Here is a 22,486-nt window from a genome sequence, read left to right on the forward strand (position 1 = left end):
ACGTGGAAGTTGAACTGGCTACAATTAACCGCTTTTTAGCCGATATGCTGCTGCCTTTTATGCGTATCAGCGGTTTGTTTGTGGCAATGATAGGGTTAAGTGCGAAATCGATTCCGCCTCAAGTAAGGGCGTTACTAGGTATTATGCTTACGCTAATTATTATGCCTGTGGTACCGCCATCGCCTGTGGAAAATTTGGTTGATGTTGGAACCTTCGTCATTGTTATTCAGCAGTTGCTTATTGGTATTGTGATTGGTTTTATTTCAATGATGGTACTAAACACCTTTGTTCTGGCAGGCCAAATTATTGCCATGCAAACCGGCTTGGGGTTTGCCTCAATCGTTGACCCCGTTAACGGTATTAACGTACCTGCGGTGGGCCAGTTTTATCTTATTTTAGCGACGCTGCTTTTTTGGACCCTAGATGGCCATTTGTCGATGATCCACATGATTGTAATGAGTTTCGAGGCATTTCCCATCGGCGAGGCCTGGTGGACTGGCGAGCAATTTCGCGATATCGCACATTGGGCGGGCTGGATGTTTATTTCGGCCGTAACATTATCTTTGGCCCCTATTGTGTCGCTTCTAATTGTTAACCTAGCGTTTGGCGTTATGACAAAAGCAGCGCCGCAGTTGAACATTTTCAGTATTGGTTTTTCCATTGCACAGGTAATGGGCCTGCTGATTATTTGGATTACGTTAGACAACTTTACCGCTCACTATGAAACCCAGTGGCTTCGCGCCGAACAGTTTATGTGTGAGCTATTGAATATTTGTCCTTAGCATTTTTAGTGAAATGTAGAATTGAATTTCTGTTTGTGTACGGTTGCTTGTCACAACCTTGTTCAAACAACAGCGTTTAAATTGTAAGTCAATTAGAGTCAAGCGAGAGAAGCGACGCGTTTAATGAACCTTCCACCGCACGGATGCGGTGGCAGAGCGCCCATGGATGGGTTTACAGCGCGTTCAGTAAACGCGTCGCTTTTCTCGGCTAGAAGGCAAAAAGAGCAAAAAAATGGCAGATTCAAGCGAAAAAACAGAAGACCCCACGGGGAAAAAACTCGAAGATGCCCGGAAAAAAGGGCAGATTGCGCGATCCCGTGAATTGTCTACCACGCTGGTATTGGTGATAAGCGCCTTTATGTTTTTATTTGTTGGTGGATGGATTGCCGAATCTGTGTTTTCACTTACCAAACGCATGTTCACGCTATCTCGCGATGAAACTTACGACCTTACCCATATGTTTGGTGCTTGGGGAGAAGCCTTTTCAGCTGTCGGACCGTCGGTATTGCTTTACATGGTAGTGGCAATGATTGCCGGTATTTACGGCTCAATAGCGCTTGGAGGTTATAACTTTACGTGGGAAGGTGCGAAACCGAAAGGCTCTAAAATGAGTCCTATTCAAGGCTTCAAGCGCATGTTTGGCATGAATGGTTTGGTTGAGCTATTGAAGTCTATTGCTAAAGTTGTGCTTATTATCTCTATGGCATTAGGGGCGTTACTGTACTTCCAAGATGAAGCATTACACCTTGATATGGAGTTATATCCGGGCAATATTTTTCATGCCCTTGATATGTTGAAGTGGGCGTTTCTCATTCTGGCCTGCGGCATGATACCCATTGCGTTAATTGATGTGCCTTATCAAGTGTATAAGCACAACAAAGAAATGAAAATGACCAAGCAAGAGGTGAAAGACGAGCGCAAAAATGCTGAGGGCGACCCCATGGTGAAAGGCCGCATTCGTCGTTTGCAATATCAAGCTGCCACCAAACGTATGATGCAAGACGTGCCTAAAGCTGACGTGGTGGTAACTAACCCAACTCACTTCTCAGTGGCGATAAAATATGACGAAAACGGTACACGTGCACCTGTGGTAGTAGCCAAAGGTGCAGATGAACTCGCTATGCACATTAGAAAAATTGCTACCGCTAACGACGTTCCTTTGATCCCATCCCCCATGCTAGCACGTGCAATTTTCTACTCTACAGAAGTGGAAGAAGAAATCCCTAATGCGCTGTTTATGGCGGTTGCTCAAGTATTAGCGCACGTTTATCAGTTGAAAGCCTATCGTGCAGGTAAAGGAAAACGCCCTAAACCATTAAAACGCGACTTACCGATACCGCCTGAGTACCGTCGATAGTTCAAAATGAAGTAGTGTGTAAAACCCTAAAAATGGTTTATATATCAATTGCTAAGTAGACAGTACTTTACTTAGCTAAAAGCTGGCACGTTAGTTGTTAAACACCTATCAGTATTACGTAAAGCGTCAATTTTCTGATAGTGAGACAGTAAACGATGCAGTTATCCGGTTATCTTCAGCGTTTCGATAAAAATCAGCTGCAAAATTTTACCAGCGGGCTTGGTGCGCCAATTGTACTTTTAGCGATTATGGGCATGGTTATTTTGCCCATGCCCCCATTTTTACTGGACGTCCTGTTCAGTTTTAACATTGCACTTTCGCTTGTCATCATCTTAGTTGCTGTACTTACCCAGCGTCCTGTCGATTTTGGTATCTTTCCTCTTGTGCTACTTATCGCAACCGTTTTGCGATTGGCGTTAAACGTTGCATCAACGCGTGTGGTATTGCTTTATGGTCATGAAGGGGGGGACGCTGCAGGTAAGGTAATTGAAGCGTTTGGTGCTGTTGTTATTGGCGGCAACTATGCCGTGGGTATCGTGGTGTTCGCTATCTTACTTATTATCAACTTTAAAGTAGTAACCGCGGGTGCTGGACGTATATCTGAAGTAAGCGCCCGCTTTACGTTAGACGCTATGCCTGGTAAGCAAATGGCAATTGATGCCGACCTTAATGCTGGTTACATAGACCAAGATCAAGCCCGTCAGCGCCGTGAAGAAATTACTGCAGAAGCAGACTTTTACGGGTCGATGGACGGTGCTTCTAAATTTGTAAAAGGTGATGCTGTAGCGGGCTTGTTCATTATGCTTATCAATATCGTTGGTGGGCTGTTTATTGGCATGATTCAGCACGACCTGTCGTTCGGTAACGCCATAGAAATTTATACCATCTTAACCATCGGTGACGGTCTTGTAGCGCAAATTCCTTCACTTCTACTTTCTGTTGCAACAGCCATTATTGTGACGCGTGAAAACGAAACACAAGAAATGGGTAAAGAAATACGTGGTCAGCTAGGCAATAATCAAGCGCTATATATTTCATCTGGCGTGTTGTTTGTCATGGGTATTATTCCTGGTATGCCGCATATTGCATTTTTAGGCTTCTCTTTTTTAATCGCCGGGTTTGCTTACTGGCAAACGGTACAAGAGAAAAAACGCGCAGAAGCGCCAGCAGTGCCCGACAATGTAGTGAAAGATGAAACTGTTGTGCCTGAGGTAAAAGAACTTGGATGGGACGATGTACAACAGGTAGATACCATTGGACTTGAAGTGGGCTATCGCTTAATTCCGTTAGTTGATAAGTCGCAAGGTGGTGAGCTATTAACGCGTATCAAAGGAGTGCGAAAGAAGTTGTCTCAAGAGCTTGGATTTCTTATTCCACCTGTACACATTCGAGATAACCTCGACCTAGAACCTAATACCTACACCATTGCTATGCTGGGCGTAACCATTGGTGATTCTGTTATCAGCCATGACGAAGAATTGGCGATTAATCCAGGTCAAGTATTTGGCAAGCTTGAAGGTAGAGTGACTAAAGACCCTGCCTTTGGTTTAGATGCTGTTTGGATAAAGCCTAACAAGCGAGAGCATGCACAAACCCTTGGTTATACCGTGGTAGACGCAGCTACTGTAGTGGCAACGCATCTAAGTCAGCTATTAACGAATAATGCTTATCAACTATTAGGCCATGAAGAAGCACAGCAGCTTCTAGACATGTTAGCTAAACAGCATCCGAAGCTAGTAGAAGGGTTGGTTCCTGACATTCTTCCATTAAGCACGGTGGTTAAAGTACTTCAAACGCTACTGTTTGAAGGTGTGCCAATTCGAGATATGCGTACCATTGTTCAAACGCTTAGTGAATACGGTACACGTAGCCAAGACCCTGATGTACTAGTGTCTGCAGTGCGTATTGCGCTTAAACGACTCATTGTTCAAGAAATCACGCAAGGGGCAAAAGAAATACCTGTCATAACCTTGGCGCCAGAGTTGGAACAGATGTTGCACCAGTCTTTACAAGCAGGTGGCGAAGACGGCGCTGGCATCGAGCCAGGCTTGGCAGACAAGCTGCAAAAATCATTGCAGCAAGCCAGTCAGCAGCAAGAGTTAGAAGGCGAACCTGCAGTACTTCTAACGTCAGGCATGCTACGACCGGTACTGTCTCGCTTCTTAAAGTATTCGGTTGTTGGGCTCAATGTACTTTCGTACCAAGAAGTGCCTGATGACAAACAAATAAAAATAGTCAGTTCGGTCGGTCAATAATCTGACACTGGGTGATTGGAGAGGTTGCAATGAAAATTAGACGTTTCTTCGGCAAAGATATGCGTGAGGCGTTAAGCCAAGTAAAAGCTGAGCTAGGCAGCGACGCTGTGATTATGTCTAATCGCAAAGTGGCGGACGGTATTGAGTTAGTTGCGGCTTACGATAAAGAGCCTGAAGCAAAGCTTTCGGTGCCCAAGAAGCAGACGTCAGTACCTGGTAAAAAGCCAGTGCCAAGTTTAAGTGAGATTATCGGTGACGATGGCCCAGATAGTTTGAAAGCACTTCTTGAAAAGCAGCATGGTGGCCAGCCAAACTCTTCAACGCAAAGCTCTTTATCACAAAAGAATGCCGCTAACGCACAGCATGCTAACGACATCGCGTCTCACCTTAACTTCTCAGATGAGTTTATTGACGAAGTAGAGTCGCAACACTCTCAGCAAGCACAGCAGCAAGTGCAACAGCACTTTGAAGCTTTTCCAACCCATCAAGCATCTGGCATGGGCGAAATGCCAGCAAGCCAGTCAGCTGAGCTAGCGCAAATCAAAGAAGAGTTGGCGTCACTTCGCGATGTATTGCAATATCAGGTCGCCGATTTGATGGAAGCAAAGAATAAGCGTCAAAAACCAGTTCACCAATATCTTATTACCCGTCTTACTGATATGGGCTTAAGCGCATCACTTGCAGCACAATTAATCAGCTACACACCGGCGCATTACAACGAACGCGATGCATGGGTATATCTTCTTAACCTATTGGCTAATCGCATAAATGTGACCGGCAACGATATACTTACAGCACAAGGTGCGGTGGCTCTTGTTGGCCCAACAGGTACTGGAAAGACAACCACAGTGGCAAAGCTGGCTGCGCGTTATGCTCAAAAATACGGTGCTGATTCGGTTGCTATGATAACCATCGACACCTACAGAATTGCTGCGTTCGAACAGCTTGCTACCTATGGGAAAATCATTGGGTGTACAGTTAGAAAAGCACAGTCTAGTGAAGAACTTGCAGATTTATTATTCCAACTTCGCCATAAACGTCTAGTATTGATTGATACGGCAGGATTTAGTCAGCGCGATAGTCGATTAATTAAGCAAATTAAACAATTTGACAACGGCCAAATGCCCCAGGTAAAAAAATATTTGGTAGCACAGGCCAATACGCAATATCCTGCACTTCAGAGAATAATTGCTGCTTATGATGACATTGAACTAAGTGGCTGTATTTTCACAAAGTTAGATGAGTGCTACTCTTTAGGAGAGGTGCTGAGTGCGGCGGTAGAGTACCAATTACCGGTTAGTTATGTCACCGATGGTCAGAAAGTACCTGAAGACATTAAGATTGCAGAAGCGAAATCTTTAGTTTCCGCTGCTGCAAAGCTTTATAAAAAGTACGGTTTGAATCATACTAGTGCTAACAACGCCATTAAAACAGCATAAGCAGTATGATTGACGACCAAGCGAGTAGCTTAAGAAAAATGAAGCAATCACGGTTAATCAAAGTTATTGCCGTCACCGGAGGTAAAGGTGGCGTCGGTAAAACAAATATCACGCTTAACACTGCCATTGCCATGGCAAAGCAGGGTAAGCGAGTGATGGTTCTCGATGCAGACTTAGGTCTTGCAAACGTAGATGTCATGTTGGGCTTAAGAGTTGAGAAAAACCTTTCTCATGTACTTTCTGGTGAATGCACGCTAGATGAAGTACTTGTCACAGGCCCTCATGGGATAAAAATTGCCCCTGCAACGTCGGGTACGCAGTCTATGGCAGAGCTTTCGCCAACACAGCATGCAGGGCTTATTCGCGCCTTCAGCGAACTGCGCTCGCAAATAGATGTGCTTATCGTTGATACCGCCGCGGGTATCTCAGACATGGTTTTAAGCTTTTCAAAAGCGTCGCAAGATATCATGGTAGTGGTGTGTGATGAACCTACATCGCTAACCGATGCCTACGCACTGATTAAAATACTAAATCGTGAGCACGGCGTGTTCCGCTTTAAAGTTGTTGCCAACATGGTGCGTGATATTCGCGAAGGTCAAGAGCTATTTAGCAAGTTAAGTAAGGTTACAGGGCGCTTTTTGGATGTTGCACTAGAATTAGTAGCAACGGTGCCGTTTGACGAAAATATTCGCAAGGCGGTAAGAAAGCAAACTGCTATTGTTGATGCGTACCCAAGTTCACCGGCAGCAGTGGCTGTTACGCAGCTTGCCAATAAAGCATTGTCGTGGCCAATTCCGGCGCAACCGGGTGGTCATTTAGAGTTCTTTATTGAACAATTAATTGCAGATAAAGCAGTAGGAAGTCAGCGTTGAATAGCAAGGCAGCCGCTTATCAACAACAAACCGATAAGTCGCAGTTAGTTGAAAGACATGCGCCTTTGGTTAAGCGTATTGCCCATCACTTGATGGCGCGTCTGCCTGCTAGTGTTCTTGTTGATGACTTAATTCAGTCTGGCATGATTGGGCTGCTAGAAGCCGCGAGAAATTTCGACGGCTCCAAAGGTGCTAGTTTTGAAACTTTTGCGGGTATTCGTATTCGCGGCGCAATGTTAGATGAAATTCGTAAAGGTGACTGGACGCCTCGCTCGGTGCATAGAAACGGCCGAGCTATTACCGAGGCAATATCGCAAGTAGAAAGCGAAACCGGTCGCGATGCACGAGATTCTGATATTGCTGCTAAGCTAAATGTAAGCTTGCAGGATTATCACCAAATGCTCAATGAAGTAAATGCTGGCAAGTTAGTGGGTATTGAAGATTTGGGCGTTTCTGAAGACGTCATTACTACCGAACAAAACAAAGGTAGCGATGCGCCGTTAGAAGATTTAATGCAGGGCGCCTTCCAGAAGGCTTTAGCGCATGCAATAACAACACTACCTGAACGAGAAGCGATTGTGCTCTCGTTGTACTATGATGAAGAATTGAATCTTCGAGAAATAGGTGAAGTGCTCGATGTTAGTGAATCGAGAGTGAGTCAAATTCACAGCCAGGCCATGTTAAAACTCAAATCACGAATGAAATCGTGGCAAGCTGACGAAGAATAGATATTAATAACAATTAACCCCTCACTGGAGGCTATTTTGGATAAAAGCATGAAGATTCTTGTGGTTGATGATTTTTCTACCATGAGACGTATCATCAAAAACCTACTTAAAGATTTGGGTTTCTCCAACATCCAGGAAGCGGATGACGGCAGTACTGCGTTACCTATGCTACAGCAGGGTGACTTTGATTTTGTCGTTACCGATTGGAATATGCCCGGTATGCAAGGTATTGACCTTTTGCGTGCTATTCGTGCCGACGACAAGCTTAAGCACCTTCCTGTATTGATGGTGACTGCGGAAGCGAAGAAAGAGCAAATCGTTGCTGCAGCACAAGCTGGCGTAAATGGCTACGTTGTTAAACCGTTTACGGCGGCTACACTTAAAGAAAAATTAGACAAAATCTTCGAACGTTTAGGTTGATCCAGACGCTCACCAGAGAAACGAGGTTTACTGGATGACAACGAATGTAAACGTTCCTATATCGCTAGAAGAAGCTAAACAGCTTGTTGTATATCTTGAAGAAGGTGACAACGAGTCTGCTAATGCGCTTCTTGAAGCAGCGTCAATGAAAGAAAATGTTGAACTGTTTGCTGAAGTAGGAAAGCTAACGCGTCAACTTCATGACGCACTAAATAATTTTCAAATTGACGACCGCATCAAGAATCTTGCCACTGACGATATTCCCGATGCGCAGTCCCGCCTTACGTACGTAATTGAAGAAACTGAAAAAGCTGCTAATACTACTATGGATGCTGTTGAAGCAAGTATGCCAATAGCCGAAGGTATTGCCGAAGGCATTGAGAAAGTTATGCCTGAGTGGAAAAAGCTTATGAACCGCCAAATAGAACTGGGCGAGTTTAAGGTGCTTTGCGCAGATTTGGATAAATTACTTGAAGACAGTGCGGATCAGGCAACTAAACTTACACAGCTACTTACCGAAGTGCTGATGGCGCAAGGATACCAAGATCTTACGGGGCAGGTAATTCGTCGTGTAATCGACTTGGTTAAAGAAGTGGAAGATAGCTTAGTGAACATGTTAACCATGTTCGGAGAGCGTGATGGTGCAGAACAAATTAAATCTTCTAGCGTTAAGGCCGATAAAGTTGATGGTGTAGAGGCAGAGGGCCCAATCATCGATGCCGACCAACGTGATGACGTTGTTTCTGGCCAAGATGATGTTGATGATCTTCTGTCTAGCTTAGGTTTTTAGGGGAGCGGGCGCATGTCGTTTGATGTTGACGAGGATATATTACAGGACTTTCTAGTAGAAGCTGGAGAGATACTTGAACAATTACAAGAACAGCTCGTTGATCTTGAGAACAATCCTGAAGATGCGGATTTGCTAAACGCAATATTCCGCGGATATCACACAGTTAAAGGTGGCGCAGGTTTCCTTTCGCTGACTGAACTTGTTGAAATCTGTCATGGTGCAGAGAACGTGTTTGACGTTATGAGAAACGGACAACGAACGCTCACACCTGAACTGATGGATATCATTCTGCAAGCAACCGACGTGGTTGTTGAAATGTTTGAACGCGTAAAAGCAAGAGAACCACTTGAGCCTGCAGACTCAAACCTTGTCGACATACTGCACAAACTCAGCCGACCTGAGTCTCCTGACGAGAATATATTCGGTGGAGACGATGGCGCAGCACCAGCTGAGGCAGCATCAGAGCCCGAGCTTGTTGTAGAAGAAACGCCTTCGCAGTCTGCAGCGTCCAATACCGAAGGCGGTATTGACGAAATTACAGAAGATGAATTTGAAGCGCTGCTAGACGAGCTGCATGGTTCAAGCGCGCCAGGAAAGTCTTCTTCTTCAGATGCAGCACCTACCCCATCAGCTAGCGCTTCTAGTGATAGCGATGATATTACTGATGAAGAGTTTGAGGCTTTACTTGACGATTTACACGGTAAAGGCAAATTCAGCAGTGCTGAAGATCAAGCGCCAAAAGCAGCCCCGGCACCGGCGCCTGCGTCACCAGCAGGTGGCGACGATGAAATTACCGATGATGAATTCGAGGCGCTCTTAGACCAACTGCATGGTTCTGGCCAAGGCCCTACTGCACAAGCAAGCAGCTCTGCAAAATCACCAGAGCCGCCTGTAGATAAAGCTGCGACTGAAGCCGTCCAGAAAGCCAAACAACAAACACCAGCAGCACCAAAAGCAAGCGCGCCAGCAGCCCCCAAAGCTGCACCTGCACCTAAGAAAGAAGCACCGAAGAAAGACGACAAAAAAGCCGCTCCTGCTGCTCCGCCTGCTGAAACTACAGTACGTGTAGATACAAAACGTCTTGACCAAATCATGAATATGGTGGGAGAGTTGGTGTTGGTTCGAAACCGACTTATCAGCTTGGGTATTAATAGCAACGATGAGAGTATGTCTAAGGCTATTGCTAACTTGGATGTCGTAACAGGTGACCTTCAAGGTGCGGTAATGAAAACCCGCATGCAGCCAATCAAGAAAGTATTCGGTCGTTTTCCCCGCGTTGTTCGTGACCTTGCCAGAAGTCTGAAAAAAGAAATTACACTTGAGTTGGTGGGCGAAGAAACAGATCTAGATAAAAACCTGGTTGAAGCCCTGGCCGATCCACTAGTGCATTTGGTTCGAAACTCGGTAGACCACGGAATTGAGATGCCGGATGATCGTGCTGCAGCGGGTAAACCGCGTATGGGTACAGTTCAATTATCTGCATCTCAAGAAGGCGATCATATCCTTCTTACTATCGAAGATGATGGTAAAGGTATGGACCCTGAAAAGTTGAAAGATATTGCAATTAGCCGTGGCGTTCTTGATTCAGACGCTGCAGCACGTATGTCTGATGTTGAAGCGTTCAACTTGATATTTGCACCGGGCTTCTCAACCAAGACCGAAATCAGCGATATTTCTGGTCGTGGTGTTGGCATGGACGTGGTGAAAACGAAGATTAACCAACTTAATGGTACGGTTAACATCGATTCACAGCTTGGCAAGGGGACTCGGTTAGACATTAAAGTGCCGCTGACATTGGCTATCCTACCTACACTAATGATTGTTGTAGGCAAACAGACCTTTGCGTTACCATTAGGTGCGGTGAACGAAATAATAAATATGGACATCAAGAAAACCAATACGGTTGATGGCCAACTAACAATGATAGTTCGTTCAAAAGCAATTCCGCTGTTCTTCCTTGGTGAATGGCTAATTCGTGGCCCTAAAAACATTGATAGAGAAAAAGGGCATGTTGTTGTAGTACAAATTGGTACTCAACAGGTCGGATTCGTCGTTGACGCGCTAATAGGCCAAGAAGAAGTGGTTATCAAGCCTTTAGATGCATTGTTGCAAGGAACGCCTGGAATGGCGGGTGCAACCATAACTTCAGATGGTGGGATTGCGCTAATTTTAGATATTCCGAGCCTGCTAAAACGGTACGCGCGTAAACCAATAAAGTAAGGCGATGAATTAACAGGAATAATAATCCATGGTCTTTAAAGTCCTTGTCGTGGATGACTCGACATTTTATCGTCGTCGAGTAAAAGAGATACTTGATGATGATAGGGAACTTGAAGTTGTTGGGGAAGCGAAAAATGGGCGCGACGCATTAGAAAAAGCAGAAGCGCTTAAGCCTGACGTGATAACAATGGATGTGGAAATGCCGATTTTGGACGGCATTTCCGCTGTGAAAGCCATTATGGAAAAGCGTCCGGTACCCATTCTCATGTTTTCCTCGCTTACGCATCACGGCGCACAGGCAACCCTTGACGCACTAGAAGCTGGAGCTCTCGATTTCTTACCTAAAAAATTCGAAGATATCGCACAAGATAGAAAGGACGCCTCTCGTTTACTTTGTACGAAAGTACGGCTGATTGCTAGACGAGGCATAGGCTTAAAGCGTCCTTCATTTCGCTCAGTTGAAGCAAGAAAACTTCCAGACAACGCACCAAAACAGGCCTTTTTTAAGAGCTCTGGTTTACTGTCAGGTCACAAGGATGCAGCAAAGCAGCCAACAGTTTCGTCGGTAAGGGCGTCGGGCAAGCGTTACCAGTGTCTCGCCATTGGAGCCTCTACGGGCGGCCCTGTAGCGCTTCAAAAAGTACTAGCACCATTACCAGAAAACTTTGCTTATCCCATTTTGCTTGTCCAACATATGCCTGGCACATTTACCACGGCATTTGCGCAGCGCTTAGACACTAACTGTAAAGTTAAAGTCAAAGAGGCTGAGAGTGGCGATATTCTCAAGCCCGGTCATGCTTATCTTGCACCAGGCGGTAAACAAATGATTATTGAGAGTTCTGGTTCAGTTAAGCGTATTGCCGTTGTTGATGCGGACCCTTCTGACAAGGCAAGCTATAAGCCTAGCGTAGATTTAACGTTTAATTCTGTAGCGCGTGCTTACGGTGGTGATGTATTGGGGATCATATTGACAGGTATGGGCGCAGATGGTCGTGAAGGTTGCCGAACATTAAAAGAGCGCGGCGCTACCATTTGGGCACAAGATCAGGATTCATGTGTAGTATACGGTATGCCGCAAGCAGTGGCGGTAGCCAACATATCTTCAAAAAATATAAATATTGATGATATAAGTGACTGTATTAAGACAGAGATGCGATAGCAGCGTGTAGGCTCACGGAATAAAAATCATGAAAGTATGGACGGTTGCAAATCAGAAAGGCGGTGTAGGTAAGACAACCACAACGGTTAGTCTCGGCGGCCTGCTTGCTGAAAAAGGCAAGCGCGTATTAATGATAGATACCGACCCTCATGCTTCTTTGAGTTACTACTTCGGCATTGATGCGGAGGCTGGAAGTCATTCTGTTTACGATATTTTTATTAAATCTAGCGGCATAACCGCCGATAACGTATTAGATTGTTTGGGTTCAACTAAATTAGATAATCTTTATGTGTTGCCTGCGACTATGGCGTTAGCCACTTTAGACAGAACAATGGGCAGCGAGCAAGGCATGGGGCTTGTGCTTAAAAAAGCATTGGCAACAATTCAAGATGAATTTGATGTTGCTATTATCGATTGCCCACCTGTACTAGGTGTTTTAATGGTTAATGCTTTAGCGGCTTGCGATAAAGTAATCGTACCAACGCAAACCGAATACCTTGCACTGAAGGGGTTAGATAGAATGATTCGCACCATGGAAATCATGGGGCGCTCGTTAGATAAATCGTTTGATACAGTTATTATCCCCACGATGTTCGACAAGCGTACAAATGCCGCATTGGCATCACGTAAACGTTTGATGAGTGATTATGGTGATCGTGTTTGGACAGGCGTAATCCCTGTCGATACGCATTTTCGAGATGCGAGTTTAGTGCAGCTCCCCATATCTGCTGCCTATCCAAAAACACGGGGAGTAGCTGCTTACTCGAAACTATTAGATGTTCTGGAGAAGTAAATAAACAATGAGCAAGCAATCGCCATTTGCCCGTGAAGAAGTGATGGAAGCGTATTTAGACGCGCTTCTAAAAGAGCCTGCATCTGAGGAAGATGCAGCGGTTCGCACGGCAAAACTGCTTGAACAGGCTTCTCAAAAAATGGCAGAAGACGCGCTGGCGTCGACGCGACAGCAGGCAGACAGTTACGCTGAACAAGAGCAAATTGTAGAAGAGGTGTCATCTTATTTAGAGTCACCCAAAAAAGCGGTTATTCTTAAAGAAACGCTTGCTGAAAATCCTGTTGTTATTGAAGAGAGTAAAACAACACTTGAAGAAGAGTCAGTACAAACTAAAATTCCATTAAAGGACTCGCTTGGGAATCGTTTTCAAGCATTGTTTTTTGAAGTGGCTGGTCTGACACTAGCGGTCCCACTCATAACATTAGGTGGTATCCATCAAATTGAAAAGGTTGGCCCTTTGTTTGGCAAACCGGACTGGTTTATGGGTGTAATGTTGCACAGAGATTCAAAACTTAACGTTGTTGACTCTGCCAAGTGGGTAATGCCAGAAAAATATGATGAAAACCTCGCGGAATCGCTTAACTACCGATATCTTATAATGTTAGGGGAAAGCGAGTGGGGTTTAGCGAGTGAAAAGCTTGTAAACACAGTAAGTTTAACTATCGATGATGTTAAATGGCGCGAGTCCACAGGTAAACGTCCTTGGTTAGCCGGGATGGTGAAAGAAAAAATGTGCGCGCTAGTTGACGTTGAAGAATTAATATCTATGCTTAACAAAGGCTTAGGCAGTAACGACCAGACGCCATAGTTGGGAGCCAAGTACATGAGCGACGAAAGAACAAATAATAATGCCACTGACAGCAATGACGAGGTCCTTCAATGGGTTACGTACCGCTTAGGTGAAGAAACATACGGTATTAATGTAATGCAGGTACAAGAAGTATTACGTTATACCGAAATTGCCCCAGTGCCAGGTGCGCCTGATTACGTGCTAGGGATTATCAACTTGCGTGGTAATGTTGTTACCGTTATCGACACGCGTGCGCGTTTCGGACTTCCGCCTACGGAAATTACCGACAATACGCGTATCGTTATCATTGAATCTGACGAGCAAGTCGTTGGCATCTTGGTAGATAGCGTAGCTGAAGTGGTTTATCTTAAGTCTTCTGAGATTGATAGCGCACCGAACGTGGGCACAGAAGAAAGTGCGAAATTCATCCAAGGTGTGAGTAACCGCGATGGTGAGCTGCTTATTTTGGTTGATTTGAATAAGCTGCTAAGCGATGAAGAGTGGGACGAACTCACCAACATCTAATTTGCGAAGAAGACAGTGATGTAACCTTCACTGTCTTTTTTTGTACGTAAAGGTAATGCGCACATGGACTTGCAGTTTGCTGCTCCTAGCCTCATCGAAGCCCTTCTAGCCCTAGTTGTTGTACTGCTGTTTATAGTAGTAGGTGTTCTTGCCTCTAAAATTAATGCGCTGCAGGCCTCATTTAGCAACTTAGAAAACGACATGTCTGCCAAGCTTTCAGATGTGGCTGCACAAGCGAATGATGCAAACAACCAGCAGTCTGAGGCTCAAGCTCGCAGTTTGGTTATAACTCGTCATCTTCAAACTTTGGAAGAAAAACAAACTGATATTGAAAATCAAGTAAGAGAACTTAAGCTGCAAGACCCATCTCTTCGTCTTTATCAACGCGCTGCCGAACTGGTAAAACAGGGGGCAAGCATTGATGAAATTATTGAGGCTTGTGATATTCCTCGCGCCGAAGCAGAGATGCTTATGATGGTGCATCGTCAAAACGGTTGAATGAATCATCTATAAAAAACGTTTAGACGTCTAGACGTAAAGATGTTGACATATTCTGTGTAATAGACACAATACAGTCATTGTTGTTTTTATGACTGGAGCCCTTTATGCCAATTCGTATCCCTGAGCAATTGCCTGCACAGAATGTACTTCTAGGTGAAAATATCTTTACTATGGATATGGATAGGGCGTCCAACCAGGACATTCGTCCTCTTGAAGTAGGCATTCTTAATTTAATGCCCAATAAGATTGAAACTGAAGTTCAAATTTTACGTCTTCTTTCAAATACGCCGCTTCAAATTAATGTTGATCTCATACGAATAGACAACCAAGCTCCTAAGAACACTCCGCAGTCGCACATGGATGCGTTTTACCACGACTTTTCAAGTGTCGCGAATAAGAAGTACGATGGGCTTATTGTTACTGGCGCGCCGCTAGCGATGCTTGATTACGAGAAAGTAAAATATTGGGATACGATGACCACGATTTTAGAGTGGGCACAGCGACACGTGAACTCAACACTTTACTTGTGCTGGGCAGCTCATGCGGCAATGTACCATTTTTACGGTGTCACTCGCACGCTTCGAGAAGAGAAGTTTTCAGGCGTCTACAAGCACACAGTGAACGACCCACACAATGAATTATTACGAGGTTTCGACCCCGTTTTCTACGCGCCGCATTCTCGGTATGGACATATCGACAAAGCGCAGTATAACAATGTAGAAGGATTGAACGTGGTTGCGGAATCGCAAGACGTTGGCGCCTACATCGTCGCGTCAGAAGATAAGCGTATGGTGTTTGTTACGGGTCACCCAGAATATGATCCAGATACACTCAAAGAAGAGTATTTCAGAGACCTAGATAGTGGACAATCGCCCGCTGTACCAAAAAACTATTTTGAAGGGGACGACCCGTCGAAGTCGCCCATTGTTCAATGGCGCTCACACGGCAGTTTATTATTTACGAACTGGCTAAATTACTACGTTTACCAGACCACCCCTTACGACTTAAATCAGCTTGCTGAAAAATCACAGCCAAAGAGGTAGCACGTGAGTCACAATATCGTTTCAAAGGCCCATGCCACGCTTTCAGACGCCGCCAAAAAACGCATTCTTATTCTTGATGGCGCAATGGGCACCATGATTCAGCGTCATAAGTTAGAAGAAGAAGATTATCGAGGCACCCAGTTTGCCAATTGGCACTGCGATGTGAAAGGAAATAATGATTTGTTGGTTATAACTCAACCTGACATTATTTATCAAATACACTGCGATTATTTTGAAGCAGGCGCAGATATCATCGAAACCAACACTTTCAATGCAACCACTATTGCAATGGCAGACTATGATATGCAAGCACAGTCCAGAGATATTAATCTTGCAGCAGCAAAGCTTGCGCGAAAAGCGGCTAATGAGTACACCGCGAAAACCCCTGAAAAGCCACGCTTTGTAGCTGGTGTTTTAGGCCCTACAAATCGCACGGCCTCTATTTCTCCTGATGTAAACGATCCGGGAAAGCGCAACGTAACATTTGACGAGCTTGTTGAGGCATACAGTGAGTCAACTGAGGCACTTATAGAAGGTGGTGTTGACCTTATCATGCTTGAAACTATATTCGATACATTAAACGCAAAGGCGGCAGCTTATGCGGTTGAAACCGTATTTGAAAAATTAGGAACGTCGCTGCCAGTCATGATCTCAGGCACAATAACCGATGCATCGGGCAGAACATTGTCAGGCCAAACCGCGGAAGCTTTTTATTATTCTATGCGCCATATAAGTCCGTTTTCATTTGGGTTGAATTGTGCGTTGGGGCCAGACTTACTGCGTCAATATGTTGATGAAGTGGCAAACGTAAGTGAATGCTTTATTTCTGCACACCCCAATGCAGGCTTACCTAACGAGTTTGGTGAGTATGATATGGAAGGACCAGAGATGGCCGAACATATTAAAGAGTGGGCTGAGTCTGGATTAGTCAACATTGTGGGCGGCTGTTGTGGCAGCACGCCTGAACATATTCGGGATATTGCTAACGCCGTAGAAGGCATTGCGCCTCGTCCACTTCCCCAGTTTGAACCCAAAATGCGTCTGTCAGGCCTTGAGCCGTTTGTACATTAGGAGGCCTTGTGAGCGCAGAATTTTCCACATTTATTAATATAGGTGAGCGAACCAACGTAACCGGTTCAGCTCGCTTTAAGCGCCTTATTCTGGAAGGCGATTATGAAACTGCCCTTGATGTTGCAAGACAGCAGGTAGAAAGCGGTGCGCAAATCATCGATATCAACATGGACGAAGCCATGCTTGATTCCAAACAGGCGATGATCACTTTTTTGAATTTAATCGCGTCTGAGCCTGACATAAGTCGCGTGCCTATTATGATTGACTCGTCAAAGTGGGAAGTCATTGAAGCTGGGCTTAAATGTGTGCAGGGTAAGGCCATTGTTAACTCCATTAGCTTAAAAGAGGGAGAGGCGCAGTTTCTCGCTCAGGCAAAGCAGATAAAACGTTTTGGTGCCGCTACTGTTGTAATGGCGTTCGACGAGACAGGGCAAGCAGATACGCAGGCTCGCAAGGTTGAAATTTGTCAACGCAGCTACAAACTGCTTACCGAGGAAATAGGGTTTCCGCCGGAGGATATTATCTTCGACCCTAATATCTTTGCGGTAGCAACCGGTATTGAAGAGCACGATAATTACGCCGTCGATTTTATAGAGGCAACACGGGTTATTCGCGAAACCTGCCCGCACTCACACATTTCAGGTGGGTTGTCTAACATTTCATTCTCGTTTCGCGGAAACAACCCGGTACGCGAAGCCATGCACTCAGTGTTCTTATATCATGCCATTCGCGCTGGCATGGATATGGCTATCGTGAACGCGGGGCAGTTAGAGGTATATGATGAGATACCGGCTGAACTGCGCGATGCTGTTGAAGACGTGATCCTGAATAGGCGCAGCGATGCTACTGAGCGCTTGCTTGATATTGCGCCGAATTATCAAGGCGATGGTAAAGCAGCCGTCAAAGAAGACCTAAGTTGGCGCGAACAAGACGTTAATAAACGTTTAGAACATGCGTTAGTAAAAGGTATAACCGACTATATTGTTGAAGATACCGAAGAAGCTAGGCAGCAAGCAGAAAGGCCGCTACATGTTATTGAAGGTCCGCTTATGGACGGCATGAATGTAGTAGGAGATTTGTTTGGTGAGGGTAAGATGTTCTTACCACAGGTGGTTAAGTCTGCCCGTGTGATGAAAAAGGCCGTTGCGCACTTACAACCGTTTATTGAGGCTGAAAAGTCAGACGATGCCAAGAGCAATGGCAAGATATTGCTAGCCACCGTAAAGGGTGATGTTCACGATATTGGTAAAAACATTGTTGGCGTTGTACTTCAATGTAATAACTTCGAAGTGATAGACCTAGGGGTTATGGTACCTGCAGCCACTATTCTACAGGTGGCAAAAGAAGAACAGGTAGATATGATTGGTCTGTCTGGGCTTATTACACCGTCGCTTGATGAGATGGTGCATGTTGCTAAGGAAATGGAACGACAGGGTTTTTATATTCCGCTGTTGATTGGCGGAGCAACCACGTCTAAAGCACATACTGCCGTGAAGATAGAGCAGAATTATCATTCACCGGTAGTTTATGTACCCAATGCAAGTCGTGCGGTTGGCGTATGCCAACGATTGCTCAACAAGACATCTCGTGATGTGTTCGCGTTGGAACTTGCTAAAGAGTATGACACCGTACGCGAACAGCACGCTCGTAAAAAGCCACGAAGCAAACCTGTTACGCTTGAGCAAGCACGCGCTAACGCCTTTAAGCCTGATTTCTCAACTGCACCAGTAAAACCACAGGCATTGGGCGTACAAACAGTAACGGCGGACTTAGCGACGCTGCGAAACTATATTGACTGGACACCATTTTTCTTAACGTGGTCATTGGCAGGAAAGTACCCACGTATTCTTAACGATGAAGTAGTGGGTGAGCAAGCAACGTCATTGTTTGCAGACGCAAACGCCATGCTAGATAAAATTATCGAAGAAAAAACGTTAGTAGCGAAAGGTGTTTTTGGCTTATTTCCGGCCAATCGTGTTGACGACGATATTGAAATTTATGCCGATGAAAGCAGAGAGCAGGTTATTGGTGTTTCACACCACCTTCGTCAGCAAACCTTAAAAGATAAGTTCGCTAACTACTGTTTGGCTGATTTTGTGGCAGAAAAGGAAAGTGGAATTGCCGATTATGTTGGTGCGTTTGCGGTAACAGGTGGTATTGGCGAAGACGAACTCGCTGATGCTTACATCAGTAACGGTGATGACTATAACGGAATAATGGTGAAAGCGGTTGCCGATAGGCTTGCAGAGGCCTTTGCTGAATATTTACATGAGCAAGTACGAAAACATCATTGGGGTTATGCTGCGGATGAATCGTTAGATAACGATGCGCTTATAAGAGAGAAATACCAAGGTATTCGACCAGCACCTGGTTATGCCGCTTGCCCTGAGCACACTGAAAAGCAGTTAATATGGGATTTGCTATCGGCAGAAGAAAACACAGGCATGAAGCTAACCGAGAGCTTTGCTATGTGGCCGGGTGCCGCAGTATCAGGTTGGTATTTTGCACACCCACAAAGCAAGTATTTTGCGGTAGCGAAGATTCAAGCTGATCAAGTAGAAGATTATGCCAAGCGCAAAGGCTGGACGCTGGAAGAAGCGGAAAAATGGCTAGGGCCTAATTTAAGTGATTAAATGAAACACGAGTTAAGCAAAATGTTTAAGCATGCTTGTAAGTAACGTACTTAAACAAAGCACTTAACTAAAGTACTTTAAAAAAGTGCTTAAATGAATTAGTTGCCTTAGTAAGGATTGAGCAGGTACTGAATTTGACTACGCAGTACCCGTTTAACAGAGGTAAATAGCACAATGACTCCAGTTGAAAAGCCTTTTAGTCAGGCGTGTGAAAATAACAAGCGTCCCATTCTGGCAGTATTATCAAGCGTGTTTGAGAATACGCGACATATCCTTGAGATTGGCAGCGGCACAGGTCAACACGCTGTATTTTTTGCTGACAATTTACCTCATGCTAACTGGTATACCAGCGACCAACAACACTACCATGCTGGCATCAACGCGTGGCTTCTTGATGAGCCTAAAAATAACTTGCACGCTCCAATTGAATTTAAAGTGGGCGAGCATAAATTTCCCGAATTACCTATCGACGGTATTTTCACAGCAAACACCGCACACATCATGCAGAAAGAGGAAGTTAAGATACTAATGCAATTGGTGTCCTCTCACTTACCTTCTGGTGCATTTTTCTGCCAATACGGCCCTTTCACACAGCAGGGTAAATTTAACAGTCAAAGCAATTATGACTTTCATCACTCACTGCTAGAAAGAGGGTTTGGTGGCTATCGTGATATCGACGAGCTTATAGCGTGGGCACCAATGTTAGCGTTGCAAGAGATTGTAACCATGCCCGCCAATAACCTTATGTTGGTGTGGCGTAAGAAAGACAATTAGTACTTATCAGTGACTTCGTTTTAAAAACTATACCTTCGTAGACTTGCACTTTTATTTGCATTGAGGGTTGTAATGTTGGCCATTATCTTTCAAAGTAAGACTGTGTTACTGAAGGATTTTTCTAAATAAGCAGTTTTCTTTTAGCACCTTCCGTAAACCTTTACCGCATATAAATAAAGCTATGTCTTACAACACGCTCTAGTCCTCCACTGGTGTTGTTGGTATTTAGTAATAATAAGAATGAGAAGTATCAATGAAGTCGATATCACTGCAAAAAAAGTTCATGCTTATAGTGGGTGGCAGTATTGCATTTATGTTGCTAATAACAGCTTTGTTTTTAGTGAACACCGTTGCTGACAACACCCGACTTAGAGTTGAAAAGGAAGTTAAAGCCCTTGTGGCACGTGAAGCGAATGATGTGAAAGGCTTCTTTGCCACTTACGGTGGCGTTGCAAAAGCATTTTTAAGTAGTCCTTTTTTAAAAGACTTCTTTGCTGAACACACCGCCCGCGGCGCCTCAGAAGCGCAAATGAACGACGCTACTCGCATTTATACACTGTTTGAAAATGTAAGTAGTGAAGACCCGGTAATTAAGTCTGCTTTCTTTGGTTCTGCGCTAACTGGCGAATACTTTTATGAAGAAGGACGAGTAGGAGTAGACACGGACGGGCCGAATGCCGGTAACCCGAATGAGGGCTATTTTGCTACTAAACGACCGTGGTTCACCACAGCCGTTTCTCAAGGCAAACTGTATGTTACGCCACCTGCGGTAGACTCACAGGATGGTAGTGTGTCTGCAGTAGTGCAAACGCCGGTTTATCAAAATGGAAAGTTACTGGGTGTAGGCGGCGTTGATATCTTAATCAGCACCGTGGGTAAAGTGGTAGATACCATTCGCTACGAAAACCAAGGTACTGCCTTTTTGTTGGATGAAAATCAAAACATAGTTTATTTCCCTAAACAGTCAGTTGAACTGCCGCTTAGCTCCGCTATCAGTAACTTTGATAATGCATTTAACGACACACAAGGCTTTACTAAATTAGCATCTGCAATTTCAGCCAACTCGTCAGGTATAGTACCCGTGATTTGGAAGGGGGAAGAATACGTAGCCGTGTTTGAGCACGCTGCTTTAGATACGCCCCAGATGAATTGGTCGCTAGGTATACTCATACCTGCAAGCATTATTAACACGCCTATTAATACAGCCATTACAACGGCTACAGTTGTAGCTTTTGTTATCATTGGTTTAATTGCGCTAATTACCTATATTGCTAGTGCCAAAGTGACTAAGCCGTTGGCAGAAATGCGCAGTGCCATGGCAGAAATTGCGCGAGGCGATGGAGACCTTACTAAGCGTCTAGAAGTAAAAAGTAACGATGAAATCGGCGCACTCGCCGTTGAATTTAATACCTTTACCGATAAATTGCGCGACCTTCTTAAAGATACAGCGCTAAGCACAAAAGCGGTATCCGATGCAGCCGACCACCTTCGCGATGTAAGTCATGCAACCAGCCAAGAGATAAATCAAGAGCGTAGTCAGGTTGATAATGTGTCTACTGCAGTTACACAAATGGCCGCGACCGTTGACGAGATATCTCAAAATGCAGCGCAATCTAGCACCGCAGCAACAAAAGCAGATGAGCTTGTACAAAGTGGAAGTGCACAAATTCAAGAAGCAATGACGGAAATACGCGCGCTTGCTGACTCTATTCAAGAAGGGGTTGATGTTGTAAGCGGGCTAAGTAAAGAGTCGGACAACATTGGTGCAGTGGTTGATGTTATTAATAGTATTGCTGAGCAAACTAACCTGTTGGCACTAAACGCTGCAATTGAAGCGGCGCGAGCCGGAGAACAAGGACGAGGTTTTGCTGTTGTTGCTGATGAAGTACGCTCACTTGCTAGCCGTACTCAAGAGTCGACGACTGATATTGGTAGAATGGTGGAAAGGCTGCAAAGTATGGCTGAACAAACCGACCAAGTGATGCAGGCTGGAAAGCTGCGCTCTGAATCAGGTGTTGAAAAAACTGAAAAAGTGGTAGTTACATTACAAGACATCACTGAGTCCATTGGGCAGGTTCACGAGCAAAGTACGCATATTGCGTTAGCTACAGAGCAACAGACTGAAGTGGCGCAAGATATTAATGAGTCGCTTGTGGCTATTACGAGCTTGAGCGATCGCACCAGTCAGCATGCAGAAGAGCTTGCTGTAGAGGCAACCCAACTCAGCGCCGTATCTACAGACTTAAAAGAGCTAGTAGGACAATTTAGAATTTAGTCCTAGAAAAGTAGTATTAAATGGGCGGGGGAGCACATGTGCCTTCCGCCTTTTATGTC

General features: G+C 44.8%; 19 protein-coding genes. All 19 read left to right on the forward strand.

All coding sequences use genetic code 11. From position 1 onward, the window contains the following. Positions 1-2 precede the first annotated feature (2 nt). The 19 genes from fliR (at position 3) to ACGHAV_RS08830 (ending at position 22,427) form a co-directional block, all read left to right on the forward strand. Complete coding sequence (gene fliR, locus ACGHAV_RS08740) at positions 3-782, forward strand: flagellar biosynthetic protein FliR (protein WP_390379190.1); 780 nt, start codon at positions 3-5, stop codon at positions 780-782. A gap of 232 nt (positions 783-1,014) precedes the next feature. Continuing rightward, entirely contained in the window at positions 1,015-2,139 is a 1,125-nt protein-coding gene (flhB, locus tag ACGHAV_RS08745; protein ID WP_390379192.1) for a flagellar biosynthesis protein FlhB, read from the forward strand. 155 nt (positions 2,140-2,294) lie between these two features. Then, positions 2,295-4,394 carry a flagellar biosynthesis protein FlhA gene (flhA, locus tag ACGHAV_RS08750; RefSeq protein WP_390379195.1) on the forward strand — a complete coding sequence of 700 codons (2,100 nt, stop codon included), beginning with the start codon at positions 2,295-2,297 and terminating at the stop codon, positions 4,392-4,394. A 29-nt stretch (positions 4,395-4,423) separates the two neighbouring features. Next, on the forward strand, positions 4,424-5,833 hold the full coding sequence (flhF, locus tag ACGHAV_RS08755; protein WP_390379198.1) for a flagellar biosynthesis protein FlhF: 1,410 nt from the start codon (positions 4,424-4,426) through the stop codon (positions 5,831-5,833). Between the two features lie 5 nt (positions 5,834-5,838). After that, positions 5,839-6,705 (forward strand): MinD/ParA family protein, encoded by an 867-nt coding sequence (locus ACGHAV_RS08760; protein ID WP_334012811.1) that lies wholly within the window; start codon positions 5,839-5,841, stop codon positions 6,703-6,705. Then, on the forward strand, positions 6,702-7,433 hold the full coding sequence (locus tag ACGHAV_RS08765; RefSeq protein WP_334012812.1) for an RNA polymerase sigma factor FliA: 732 nt from the start codon (positions 6,702-6,704) through the stop codon (positions 7,431-7,433). Before ACGHAV_RS08760 ends, ACGHAV_RS08765 begins: the two co-directional genes overlap by 4 nt. Positions 7,434-7,469: 36 nt before the next feature. Continuing rightward, positions 7,470-7,853, forward strand: a complete 384-nt coding sequence (gene cheY, locus ACGHAV_RS08770) for a chemotaxis response regulator CheY (RefSeq protein WP_012517682.1) — start codon at positions 7,470-7,472, stop codon at positions 7,851-7,853. 34 nt (positions 7,854-7,887) lie between these two features. Then, positions 7,888-8,643, forward strand: coding sequence for a protein phosphatase CheZ (locus tag ACGHAV_RS08775; RefSeq protein WP_390379205.1), 756 nt, complete (start codon positions 7,888-7,890; stop codon positions 8,641-8,643). A 12-nt stretch (positions 8,644-8,655) separates the two neighbouring features. Further along, positions 8,656-10,863 (forward strand): chemotaxis protein CheA, encoded by a 2,208-nt coding sequence (locus ACGHAV_RS08780; protein ID WP_390379208.1) that lies wholly within the window; start codon positions 8,656-8,658, stop codon positions 10,861-10,863. Between the two features lie 28 nt (positions 10,864-10,891). Beyond that, positions 10,892-12,022, forward strand: a complete 1,131-nt coding sequence (locus ACGHAV_RS08785; RefSeq protein ID WP_390379210.1) for a chemotaxis response regulator protein-glutamate methylesterase — start codon at positions 10,892-10,894, stop codon at positions 12,020-12,022. A 28-nt stretch (positions 12,023-12,050) separates the two neighbouring features. Further along, positions 12,051-12,815 carry a ParA family protein gene (locus tag ACGHAV_RS08790; RefSeq protein WP_334012817.1) on the forward strand — a complete coding sequence of 255 codons (765 nt, stop codon included), beginning with the start codon at positions 12,051-12,053 and terminating at the stop codon, positions 12,813-12,815. A gap of 7 nt (positions 12,816-12,822) precedes the next feature. After that, positions 12,823-13,623 carry a chemotaxis protein CheW gene (locus ACGHAV_RS08795; protein ID WP_390379213.1) on the forward strand — a complete coding sequence of 267 codons (801 nt, stop codon included), beginning with the start codon at positions 12,823-12,825 and terminating at the stop codon, positions 13,621-13,623. 15 nt (positions 13,624-13,638) lie between these two features. Beyond that, positions 13,639-14,130, forward strand: a complete 492-nt coding sequence (locus ACGHAV_RS08800; RefSeq protein WP_334012819.1) for a chemotaxis protein CheW — start codon at positions 13,639-13,641, stop codon at positions 14,128-14,130. A gap of 63 nt (positions 14,131-14,193) precedes the next feature. Beyond that, positions 14,194-14,628, forward strand: coding sequence for a DUF2802 domain-containing protein (locus ACGHAV_RS08805; RefSeq protein ID WP_390379216.1), 435 nt, complete (start codon positions 14,194-14,196; stop codon positions 14,626-14,628). A gap of 107 nt (positions 14,629-14,735) precedes the next feature. Continuing rightward, the gene (gene metA, locus ACGHAV_RS08810) at positions 14,736-15,674 is read left to right on the forward strand and encodes a homoserine O-succinyltransferase (RefSeq protein ID WP_390379219.1); all 939 of its coding nucleotides are present in this window, start codon (positions 14,736-14,738) and stop codon (positions 15,672-15,674) included. Between the two features lie 3 nt (positions 15,675-15,677). After that, a complete protein-coding gene (locus ACGHAV_RS08815) occupies positions 15,678-16,745 on the forward strand; it encodes a homocysteine S-methyltransferase family protein (RefSeq protein WP_390379222.1) in 1,068 nt (355 codons plus the stop codon). Positions 16,746-16,753: 8 nt separating this feature from the next. Beyond that, positions 16,754-19,378, forward strand: a complete 2,625-nt coding sequence (gene metH / locus ACGHAV_RS08820; protein WP_390379225.1) for a methionine synthase — start codon at positions 16,754-16,756, stop codon at positions 19,376-19,378. Positions 19,379-19,552: 174 nt separating this feature from the next. Continuing rightward, complete coding sequence (locus ACGHAV_RS08825) at positions 19,553-20,152, forward strand: DUF938 domain-containing protein (RefSeq protein WP_390379228.1); 600 nt, start codon at positions 19,553-19,555, stop codon at positions 20,150-20,152. Between the two features lie 253 nt (positions 20,153-20,405). After that, a complete protein-coding gene (locus ACGHAV_RS08830; protein ID WP_390379231.1) occupies positions 20,406-22,427 on the forward strand; it encodes a methyl-accepting chemotaxis protein in 2,022 nt (673 codons plus the stop codon). The last annotated feature ends 59 nt before the right edge of the window (positions 22,428-22,486 follow it).

Source organism: Alteromonas sp. MTD1 (assembly GCF_042848195.1).
GTDB lineage: Bacteria > Pseudomonadota > Gammaproteobacteria > Enterobacterales > Alteromonadaceae > Alteromonas.